Raw genomic sequence first — 586 nt, forward strand, 5'->3', positions numbered from 1 at the left:
TCACTGTTGGTGTTGAACCTTGTACCGTTGGTGCTGGTTGATTCACTGTTGGCGCTGAACCTTGTACCGTTGGTGCTGGCTTGCTCACTGTTGGTGTTGAACCTTGTACCGTTGGTGCTGGTTGATTCACTGTTGGCGCTGAACCTTGTACCGTTGGTGCTGGCTTGCTCACTGTTGGTGTTGAACCTTGTACCGTTGGTGCTGGTTGATTCACTGTTGGCGCTGAACCTTGTACCATTGGTGCTGGCTTACTCACTGTTGGTGTTGAACCTTGTACCGTTGGTGCTGGTGGTTGATTCACTGTTGGCGCTGAACCTTGTACTGTTGGTGCTGGCTTGCTCACTGTTGGTGTTAAACCTTGTAGCGCTGGTTGTATTGGATTTACTTTTGGTCCGTTCACAGCTCCTTGTTCCGCTGATGGAATCGCTGGTTGTGTTGGATTTATTTTTGGTCCGTTCACAGCTCCTTGTTCCGCTGCTGGAATCGCTGGTTGTGTTGGATTTATTTTTGGTCCGTTCACAGCTCCTTGTTCCGTTGATGGAATCGCTGGTTGTGTTGGATTTATTTTTGGTCCGTTCACAGCTCC

1 pseudogene is annotated in these 586 nt (G+C 49.3%); it reads right to left on the minus strand.

From position 1 onward, the window contains the following. Positions 1-586: pseudogene (locus ACTFN4_RS30395) on the minus strand (hypothetical protein); the annotation flags it as partial.

This window comes from Bacillus cereus group sp. MYBK95-2 (assembly GCF_051915225.1).
In the GTDB taxonomy this organism is placed as follows: domain Bacteria; phylum Bacillota; class Bacilli; order Bacillales; family Bacillaceae_G; genus Bacillus_A; species Bacillus_A cereus.